Source organism: Marinobacter caseinilyticus (genome assembly GCF_011074955.1).
GTDB classification, from domain to species: Bacteria; Pseudomonadota; Gammaproteobacteria; order Pseudomonadales; family Oleiphilaceae; genus Marinobacter; species Marinobacter caseinilyticus.
Genome location: NZ_WUQJ01000020.1, coordinates 180,391 through 189,095, shown reverse-complemented (window position 1 = coordinate 189,095; position 8,705 = coordinate 180,391). Strand labels below are relative to the sequence as shown.

The following is an 8,705-nucleotide window of genomic DNA, read 5'->3' as shown; positions in this document are numbered from 1 at the left end:
TAACCTCCAGTCCGTAGTAAAAAATCCATATGAGGCTGCAACCACTGGTCTTGAACAACTTGGTGAACTAGCCGGTTTGCAAGAACAAGCAAAAGAACAAAATGACGCATTGAATGAGTCGATGCGAAACTTACATCAATTGATGGTTAATACAATTAATGCGGCAGCTCAAGTTTGCCCTCAAATGCTCAGAGAGAGTGTGTTACCAGTTTTGCCTCCGACATCAACTGGTCAATGGCTGCAGGCATGGGTTAATGACAATAATAAGTGTTGGAATGCATTGATAAATCTATGTGCGGAAATTGAAAGATCCGATGTTAAAGCTCGCGAAGCTCTCGCTCAACGCCAACAGCTAGCTGAAGAAAGAACTAGACTTGATGGATATCGCATCGAGATAGAGAGAGCAAAATTAATACGGCAAACTGCAGAAAGTGAGCTAACAGAAGCAAGAACAACTGTTTCCAATTTTGATGAGGCTAATAGAGAGCTAATTGAGTTAGTCGCTTCTGAGGCGCAAGTGGTCGAATTCCATGACAGAGTTAAAAGGTCATATGATGGATTTTTACGAGAGGTCCAAGAATATCTACGCGATCTACCATCTCAATTGCTTCAAGGTTTGGGTCAAAGAGCTCGTGACCTATACAACTCATTCAACCGTGATGACTTGCCAGTAGACTTATTACAAAACCTTTGGCTACCAATTGCTGAAAATGGAAAAATTGAACTGGAGTTTCAGGGACAACTGGGAATTCGTTATGATGCGTTAACACTGCTCAGCGAAGGGCACATTAAGTGTTTGGGTTTGGCAATATTGCTCGCAAAGAATATTGAGGAAGATTGTCCTCTCGTTATTTTTGATGACGTAGTAAATGCTATTGATGATGATCATAGAAATGGGATCTGGAGAACATTCTTTGAAGATGGTTTGTTGGATGGAAAGCAGATCATCTTAACATCTCACGCTGAAGAATTTATTCATAGAATTCAACAAGAGCTTGGGGCGGCAAGGGCAGGTGATATAGCTTTTTATAAATTTTTGCCGCATCAAGGGGAGCATCATTTACGTGTTGACACTAATCCTCCCTCAAAGAACTACAATCTTAAAGCTCAGCAAGCATTCGCTAATGATGATAAACGAGAAGCCCTTTATAACTCTCGGGCAGCTATAGAAAGCCTAACGGACCGGTTATGGACTTGGATGGCAAGACGTGGAGATGGGCGTATTGAACTTAAGCTTAGCGGGCCACGGTCACCGTGGGAGTTGAATAATAAGTGCAGTAAAATTCGTTCTTCTTTGAGAAGGAATCCGATTCAGTCTAATGCAGTTATTTCCTCTATTGGAGCTCTGGATGCATTGTTAGGAGTGGCTGGCGGTTCAATAGAATGGGGATACCTAAATAGTGGCACCCATGATTCTCAGCGAGATGGCGAGTTCGATCGCTCGGCTGTTGAAACTATTGTCCAAGCTGTGGGTAATTTAGATCAAGCGTTAACGGATCTTCAAAATGGGCGATAAACAAGTAGCACATAACAAGTCAAAGCACTCGGACGCAGCAAAGCTGCGCCGGTGTTTGAGGCGTTAAATGAGTATGAGTATGAAGATGCAAGTCGCAAAATATCTCTCCCTCGCGAGTATTATGGCTACGGTAGCATGGTTCTTTTGGAATCCTGTGGGGTGGTCTTTTGAGTGGGAACCCATCGTAGTTTTTCTTGCATCGCTAGGTGCTTTTGTCGGGTTTGACTGGAAGGACCATTCTGGCGCTCGCAAAACTCAGGAAGAGGCCGCCGGTGCCCACCCCTCGGACGTATTTCTGTTCAAGCAGCTTCTTGAGCTACTGCCAAGCACTGGGGTAATCCATTTTCTGAAAACTCATGATTTCTTGGGCTCGTTCAAACGAGATGAGATCAATCTCATCGAAGAATTTTTGTATGAATGGGGTAATGCAGAGCATGAGTTCCAGGATAAAGACGTTGAAGAGCTAAAAGTTCAACTCTATACGGCTGCCCGGAAATTCAATACGTTAGTTGGCAAGTACACATCTCCGAACAAGTATGGATTTCAGGCTGTTCGCCCTGATCACTACGAAGGTGGTCATCAGCGAGAACTTGAGTTTCAGAAAGAGGCCGAGGAAATAGGCGATGCGGCAGATGAGGTAGTAGCTAAGCACCAAGAGTTTGTTCGCGCTGGACGACAGAAATTCGGAGATGGAAGCATTTAACAAGTGACTGTGGTGTCAATGCCATAAATTAAGCCATTTCGCCTCGCCATGATTCCTAGCTTTTTATCATGGTATTTAACACCACAATCATCTTTCTCATGCAGGCGATGAGGGCTACTTTCGGGATCTTCCCCTGGGCTTTCAGGCGCTCATAAAAGCGCTTGAATACGGGGTTGCATTGGATGGATGAGAGCATGGCCATGAACATGACCGTGCGAACTCTGTGGCGGCCACCGCGTATTCTCCGCTTGCCATTGAGCTTGCCGCTGTCCCGGTTGATGGGTGCCACACCTACGAGCGCAGCAACCTCCTTACGGTTCAGCGAACCGAGTTCAGGAAGCTCACTTAGAAGGGTGTAGGCGAGCACCTTGCCCACACCGGGCACGCTGGTCATGATCTCCATTTTGGTACGCCAATGCTCCACTTTGGCTACTTCCTGCTCGATCTGTCGGGTGACGGTTTCAATTTGACTATGGAGCATTCTGATCAGGCTTTTAATGGATCGGTGAAGGGGTTTTGGCATGATCTGGAGACGGTTTTTCTCCATGGTGGACATCTCCATAAGCTGAGCCCGTCTGGCTAATAAGTCTCTGATCTTTTGAGATGTTTTGTCCGGGATCGGCCTGAATTCCGGCTTGAGTGTGGCGGCATATTTGGCGATCACCTGGGCATCAATCCGGTCGGTTTTGGCAAGCACGCCGATCGCTTGGGCGTAACGCCTGACACTGATTGGGTTGACGACGATGATGGGCAAGCCGGCCTGATCGCAAGCCTGAACCAGGGCGTGTTCATGTCGCCCTGTGGCTTCCACGACGATGCGCTCAATGTCGTAGTTTCCGAGGATTTTTACGAACCGGCGAATGTGGGCTTCGCTGTTGGGAATTGAATAAAACTGTCCGGAAGGATGGAGAGCGATATCAAGGTTGGCTTTACCGACGTCGACACCGATGTTAACGGAGGTTTGGCTTTCGATGTTGTTCATAATAAGCTGACTCTGCCTTGCTATACGGGCTCGAGGCCCCGATGACTGTTCGAGTTATCGCTTGAGAGTCATGCAGCGCTACGCACTTGTTACCGGTCTCTCGAATGAGGAGCCTGCCATCATCGAGCTGCTGCACGAAGGCCCCAGCGGCCACTGGGGGTGGGCCTCACTTTACCCAAACAACGCAGAAATTATCCATACAAGGCCAGGCACGGCGACGTCTACTCCATTGCGGCTTCGACTTAATTTCGTAGCCGCGCTGGCTGGCGTTAGCTGTAATTGCCTCACCCGCAAAGTGATACTATAGTGTCACTATCAATTTGAATCAGGGTGAGGCCATGAAAGTTGAGCTTGTTACAAACCTTAAGCGTCAAGCTACAAAAATCTTGGCAGACCTGCACCTGTCTAAAGAGCCGGTACTGATCACGGAACATGGCCAGCCATCGGCTTATCTTGTTGATGTGCAGGATTACGAGTTCATGCAGCGTCGGCTTGAGCTGCTTGAGGGGCTCTCACGAGGAGAGCGTGCTGTACTTGAGGGAAGAACGTACAGCCAAAGTGAGGCCAGGGAGAAAATGAGTAAATGGCTGAAGTAATCTGGACTGAGCCGGCCCTTCAAGAGTTAAGCGCAATCGCAGAGTACATTGCTCTGGATAATCCTGCCGCCGCAAGCCGCCTGGTAGAAGAAGTTTTCGATAAAACCGACTGCTTGGAAAATTTCCACCAATCCGGGCGGATTCCTCCAGAGCTCCCTAATTCTGTATATAGGGAAGTCGTCGTTCCACCATGTCGCATTTTTTATCGTGAGGATGTGAAGCGAGTTTTTGTCCTCTATGTCATGCGAGAGGAGAGGCAGCTTCGTGCTTACATGCTTGGGAGCAGCTAACCAGGCGCGTCACTCGGATGCCCTTGTCTCCGCTTCGCTACGTCAAGGCCACCGGTGCGCTCAGCGATATGCACAAAAGGAGTAACAATGAACATCAAGGACGACTGGCAGAAAGTGAAGTCGGTATTAGAACAAGGTCAGGCTTCGAGTATCTACTGTTCTATCGCAACCGTTAATCCCGATAACACTCCCCATATTACCCCCATCGGCACTGTCTTTCTCCGCGATGATCAGACAGGATATTTCTTTGATCATTACGCCGAGACCTTGGGTAAAAACATCGACCAGAACCCTGATGTTTGCATCATGGCAGTCAATGCGGGCCGCTTCTTCTGGTTAAAGTCGCTGTTAAAAGGCCGTTTCGTTGCTCCACCGGGTGTGAGGCTCTATGGCAAAGTTGGGCCTGTTCGTGAAGCCACACCCGAAGAAATCGAGAGGATAGAAAAGCGGGTTAAGCCGTCTCATTGGATGAAAGGGGCGCGGCTGCTTTGGACTGACTTTACCCATGTCAGGGATATTGATTTCACCCACTACAAACCCATCACCTACCCAGTGATGATGGATGGGATGTGGTCGGAGCATGCATAACCAGGCGGTCAACCAGACACCAAAAGCGTACCGCTTTTGGTTCCCTCGGTAATCCCCCCCCCCCCGCAGTAGTGGTAGGAAAAATTGACAAATTTAATAACAAAACAATCTTGCGGAGCGGTTTACACTTCGCTTCAATCGCCCGCAAATTATGGCGTTAAAAGGCAATCCCAATGAGTAGCGAGGAACACTGTGTTGAATGCTGTGAGCACGGAAAACAGCAGGCGACGTTTGTTTGCCAACACATAGTGCAAAGTCTCACAGACGGACTACCAAGAGGTTTTTGGTCGTCAGAGGAACGCCCAGATAACCCCCGGCCAGATTCTTGGTGTTCGGCCTGCGAGGAAACGGTGAATCGCGTTGGCGAATGGAATGATGAATCCGAATCCTTTGCTGGCATTACTTTATTGTGTGGTGCTTGCTATGACCGCGCAAAAGAAATGAATTCGCGTCACCGTCAATGGTGGTGGGAATTCTGGAAGCAATAGCGTTTAAGCGTGCAGTCAACCGGCCCGTCAACCGGACACTAAAAGCGGGGCGCTTTTGGGTTCGTTTGCCGCGTTCCGGCGCTGATAACCTTCGGCGTTAAGTGTCCGTGACTAAGCATGACCGACTTCAGGCCTTGATCAAGTAGCTGTATGCCACGGGCGGTGTAACAAGGCGCCCTCAGTACCCGATGAATCTCTTCCTGATTCCTTTCTCCAGTGATTGATCCAGAGGCCCTGGCCGCCCTCGTCTTTGTGACAGAGTTTGCATAACTGGTGTGAAGCCGTTTTGCCCGTGGTCATTAATTGCTAGCTTCTTATTTATAACCTTTGTCTATAACAAAATGCTTTCACGGGTGGCTCCATGATACGTTTTTCCAAGAGGTCGTTTCTCTGGGTGTTTCTTTCTGCTGCGCTGGCTGCCTGTGGTGGGGGCGGTGGCAGCGACGGTACTGATTCTGTTACCAGTGGTGGTGGAGGCAGTGGCAGTGGGGGTTCAACAGACTTAACGCCCCCGTCGGTGGTTTCGACCTCCCCCGCGAATTCGCAGGACGGCGTAGCGCTTGGTTCAGCCTTGTCCGTGACGTTTAACGAGTCCGTCGACCTGACCTCTGTCAGAGCCACTTTCCAGCTGTCCGAGTCCGGCGGCAGTCCGGTTTTTGGCGACGTTATCCTGCAGAACAGCGGCAGGACTGCAGTGTTTACGCCCGATTCCCCCTTGCTGGAATACACCGGCTACCAGGCAAACATCCAGGCCTTTGACAGAGCGCTGAATCCGATGCCGTCCGCGTATGTCTGGTCGTTCCAGACGCAGGATCTGACCGCGCCTACGACCACACCGTCGCGCACGTCAGGACTCTTCAATACGGAGCTTGACGTGACTTTGAGCTGTGATGACGGTGCGGGGTCCGGTTGCGCGAACACCTACTACTCGACGGATGGCAGTGAGCCGTCGATACCGTATAGCGGTTCGATCCGTATCGGTGGCGGCGTGACGGTGCTGCGTTTTTATTCCGTCGATAATGCCGGCCGGGCCGAGCCGGAGGTGCAAGAGGTCTACACGGTTGACCTGACACCACCGGAAGTGGTCCAGCCCACCGTCCCCCTGGCGGATGCGACCGACGTGCCGCGTAACACCGATGTGGTCGTGACCTTCAGTGAGGCAATTGATCCGGCCACCATCAACGAAGGCAGTTTTTATCTTGATAACGGCATGCCCGGCACGGTCAGTTATGACGAGATGAGCTACACCGCGACACTCGACCCGCTGGTGCGTCTTGAGTGCGGCACGGTTTACCAGGCGACGCTGGACATTGGCATTGCCGATAGGGCCGGCAATACTCTGGCGGCGCCAGAACAGTTCTCCTTCGCCGTGACATCGGATTGTGTCGCCCCGCAAACCACTGGGGCCCAGGCGCCGGGTTACTATCCCGGTACATCCCTTGACGTGATGTTGAGTTGTACCGATGCCACCTCCGGGTGCGCCCGGCTGGTGTACACCACCGATGGCAGTAATCCCGCGCTGTCGCCTGTCAATGGCACCCTGGTTGAGGGGCCGTCCAGCGGCGCCATTTCGTTGCCGAAAGGTGTGACGCGGCTCCGCTACTATGCCGAGGACCTTGCCGGTAACGCCGAGCCGGTCAAGGAGTCTCTGTACATGGTGTCTGACGAGGGCCTGCTCTATGTCGGCGCCGAAGATGGGCTGATGGTCGGCACCGGGCCTGAGGCGGACGACTTCCAGCGCCTGGATCCCAGTGCCTCCGAACATCTTTCCCACGACTCGGCGTCCGGCCGTTTGTGGGGCGATTCGAATGATGTTGTGCTCTACTCCGATGATGATGGGCTGAGCTGGCACCGTGTGAACGTGGACTCCCGGTTTTCCTCGAACCTGTTGCTGAACGATATCGATTCACAGGGCAGTCGGGTGGCGCTGGCCTCCTCCGAGGGCGTGGTGTTTACCGACGATACCTTTGGTGATTACTACTACAGCGACAGTGGCAACGGGCTGGCGTCGAGCAGCGTGACCGCCGTGGCGTTTGCCGGCAAGGACCTGTTTGCCATTGCCTCCACCGACTTGTTTGTGAGCCGCAATTATGGCGTGAGTTTTGGGGCGCTGGGGGTGGCGGAAGGCCTGCCGGACAGCACCTTGCTGGACGTCCGCCAGTGTGAAGGTCTGGTCTTTGTGAGCAGCTATGCCGGTCTGTCTGTGTCAGCGGACAACGGTGAGAGTTTCACCCTCTACAACAGCGGCGATGGCCTGGCGGCCGATGACGTCTACGACGCCTGCAGTGTTAACGGCATCTGGTATGTGCTCACCGGGGCCGGCGTTTCCACCTCGGCGGATCAGGGCCAGAGCTTTTCCAATGCGCCCATTACGATGCAGTTTCCGCTGCAACTGGCAGTGGCTGGTACCGATGTGTTCGTCACGGCGAAGGAGTCGGTCGGGACTGACGTTCGACTGTTTGTCTCCAATGATGGCGGCATCAGCTTCGGGGCCGCGGTAACAGCCGCAGACGGTTTGCGCGCCGATCTGGTTACATCCATCACCTCTGGTGGCGGTCAGGTGATGATCAGCGGCGGGGGTGGTCTCTCCGTGACCGGTGATGGTGGAGCCAGTTTCTCATTGCCGGGACTGTCCGCGGACATTGTCCGTGACATTGCCGCGTCCGGTGGACGGCTGTTTGTGTCGGGCTACAGCGGCCTGAGTGTTTCCGACGACGACGGGGTCACCTTCGAAACGCGGTCCATTGCGCAGGGGCTGGGTAGTACTCGGCTCAATGATCTCGCCTTTGTCGGCAGCACACTGTACGTGGCAACGGACAACGGCCTTGCCGAATCGATTGACAATGGCAACGGCTTTACCCGCTATACCGTGGCAGATGGTTTAGCCGATAACACCGTCAACGACCTGGAGAACCTCAACGGAACCCTGTTTATTGCCACCGATGGCGGCTTGTCCCTGCCTGCCACCAAAGGCGGCGTGGCCTACCAAAGCCTGTATGCCTCGGACGGGCTGGCGACGGACCGCATCGAGACCCTGGCCTCCTATGGCTCGACGCTGTACGCGGGCAGTGACAGCGGCGGCGACGGCATCAGTGTGACCTCCGATGGGGGGGCCAACTGGGTGGTCCGCAACAGCGCCAACTCCGGCCTGGGCGTCAGTGCCATCTGGGACCTGTATGCCGATGCCAATGCGCTGTACGCGGCCATCGCCACCGATCTCAATGTGTCTACCGATGAGGGCGTCAGTTTCAGTATTAACACCGCCCTGGAAGGGCTGAGTGCGTTCAATGTTGAGTACGTGGGAAGCTTTGGCAACGTCCTTTACGTTGGCACCAGCGACGGCCTTGCCATTTCAGCGGATGCAGGCGCCAGTTTCGTGTTGCGGGACGTCGGTGCAACGCAGGATGTCTCTCTGTTCAGTACCAAGGCGACGTTATACGTGCCGTAATCCCTCATCGGGCCGGGTATTTCACTGAGGGTCAGGTTTTGATCTTGCACACAATCGCACGATTCAAGACCTGACCCTGTTTTACGTTCGCACC

The 8,705-nt window shown here is 52.8% G+C and carries 7 protein-coding genes (1 of these 7 running past the window's edge); 6 read left to right on the top strand and 1 reads right to left on the bottom strand.

What is annotated here, in order from left to right; genetic code table 11:
- Together GRX64_RS10210 and GRX64_RS10205 are read left to right on the top strand one after the other, a co-directional pair.
- Positions 1-1,516, top strand: partial view of an AAA family ATPase gene (locus GRX64_RS10210; protein ID WP_166266803.1) — the 3' portion only. Its footprint begins 1,121 nt before the window's first position; the window shows 1,516 of its 2,637 coding nt (coding positions 1,122-2,637); the start codon falls outside the window, past its left edge; its stop codon occupies positions 1,514-1,516.
- Positions 1,517-1,595: 79 nt separating this feature from the next.
- Positions 1,596-2,219, top strand: coding sequence for a hypothetical protein (locus GRX64_RS10205; RefSeq protein WP_166266801.1), 624 nt, complete (start codon positions 1,596-1,598; stop codon positions 2,217-2,219).
- Positions 2,220-2,274: 55 nt separating this feature from the next.
- Here the strand turns inward: GRX64_RS10205 and GRX64_RS10200 are convergent, their stop codons facing one another.
- Positions 2,275-3,201 carry an IS110 family RNA-guided transposase gene (locus GRX64_RS10200; protein ID WP_166266799.1) on the bottom strand — a complete coding sequence of 309 codons (927 nt, stop codon included), beginning with the start codon at positions 3,199-3,201 and terminating at the stop codon, positions 2,275-2,277.
- A gap of 338 nt (positions 3,202-3,539) precedes the next feature.
- Here GRX64_RS10200 and GRX64_RS10195 point away from each other — a divergent pair, with 338 nt between their 5' ends.
- From GRX64_RS10195 to GRX64_RS10180, 4 genes are all read left to right on the top strand, one after another.
- On the top strand, positions 3,540-3,797 hold the full coding sequence (locus GRX64_RS10195; RefSeq protein WP_022990189.1) for a type II toxin-antitoxin system Phd/YefM family antitoxin: 258 nt from the start codon (positions 3,540-3,542) through the stop codon (positions 3,795-3,797).
- Positions 3,785-4,087 (top strand): type II toxin-antitoxin system RelE/ParE family toxin, encoded by a 303-nt coding sequence (locus tag GRX64_RS10190; protein WP_166266797.1) that lies wholly within the window; start codon positions 3,785-3,787, stop codon positions 4,085-4,087. Before GRX64_RS10195 ends, GRX64_RS10190 begins: the two co-directional genes overlap by 13 nt.
- 87 nt (positions 4,088-4,174) lie before the next feature.
- The gene (locus GRX64_RS10185; protein WP_166266795.1) at positions 4,175-4,675 is read left to right on the top strand and encodes a pyridoxamine 5'-phosphate oxidase family protein; all 501 of its coding nucleotides are present in this window, start codon (positions 4,175-4,177) and stop codon (positions 4,673-4,675) included.
- A gap of 849 nt (positions 4,676-5,524) precedes the next feature.
- Complete coding sequence (locus tag GRX64_RS10180; protein WP_166266793.1) at positions 5,525-8,611, top strand: Ig-like domain-containing protein; 3,087 nt, start codon at positions 5,525-5,527, stop codon at positions 8,609-8,611.
- The last annotated feature ends 94 nt before the right edge of the window (positions 8,612-8,705 follow it).

Bases quoted from the DNA above. Each gene is read 5' to 3' on its own strand.
- GRX64_RS10190 (WP_166266797.1), top strand. From the start codon at position 3,785: ATGGCTGAAGTAATCTGGACTGAGCCGGCCCTTCAAGAGTTAAGCGCA.
- GRX64_RS10180 (WP_166266793.1), top strand. From the start codon at position 5,525: ATGATACGTTTTTCCAAGAGGTCGTTTCTCTGGGTGTTTCTTTCTGCT.
- GRX64_RS10185 (WP_166266795.1), top strand. From the start codon at position 4,175: ATGAACATCAAGGACGACTGGCAGAAAGTGAAGTCGGTATTAGAACAA.
- GRX64_RS10200 (WP_166266799.1), bottom strand. From the start codon at position 3,201: ATGAACAACATCGAAAGCCAAACCTCCGTTAACATCGGTGTCGACGTC.
- GRX64_RS10195 (WP_022990189.1), top strand. From the start codon at position 3,540: ATGAAAGTTGAGCTTGTTACAAACCTTAAGCGTCAAGCTACAAAAATC.
- GRX64_RS10205 (WP_166266801.1), top strand. From the start codon at position 1,596: ATGAAGATGCAAGTCGCAAAATATCTCTCCCTCGCGAGTATTATGGCT.